Source organism: Parafrankia sp. FMc2, assembly GCF_041008525.1.
GTDB lineage: Bacteria > Actinomycetota > Actinomycetes > Frankiales > Frankiaceae > Parafrankia.
In genome coordinates, this window is sequence record NZ_JBFLUG010000501.1 from 1 (window position 1) to 615 (window position 615).

General features: G+C 71.1%; 1 protein-coding gene. It reads left to right on the plus strand.

What is annotated here, in order from left to right:
* Positions 1-93: 93 nt before the first annotated feature.
* Positions 94-615: IS110 family transposase (locus tag AB1460_RS38145; RefSeq protein WP_368967478.1), on the plus strand; the 522-nt coding region annotated here is incomplete at its 3' end.

Sequence of the window (615 nt, forward strand, 5' to 3'; positions counted from 1 at the left end):
TACAAGGCACCATCACAGTTCTGACCGCCCTGCCGGCCTGGCGACGGCTTCCCGTTCCCGAGCCGAGCAGGAGACGAACAGTCTGTGGCCAGCATGCGTCACCCCGCGGAATCAGACCAGATCACCACCGGCGGCGATGAAGTCGTTCTCGGGGTCGACACCCACAAGGACCTGCACGTCGCCGCGGTCCTCACCCCGGTCGGCGCGCTGCTGGCCAGCGCTACCTTCCCGACGACCGCTGACGGCTATGCGCACCTGCTCGCCTGGGCGCGTGAACACGGAACCCTCCGCCGAGCCGGCGTCGAGGGCACCAGCTCCTACGGCGCCGCCCTGACCCGACATCTACTCGCGGCCGGTATCGCCGTGTCCGAGGTCAACCGGCCCGACCGCGCCGCCCGCCGACGCCGCGGCAAGACCGACACCCTCGACGCCGAATCGGCTGCCCGCGCCGTCCTGGCCGGCCAGGCCACCGCGATCGCGAAGACCGGCGACGGACCAGCCGAGATGGCCCGCATGCTCCGGCTGGCCAAGACCTCCGCGGTCAAAGCCCGGACCCAGGCCGTCAACCAGCTCAAGGCCGTCCTGATCCGCGCCGACCCGGAGCTGCGTGAATCC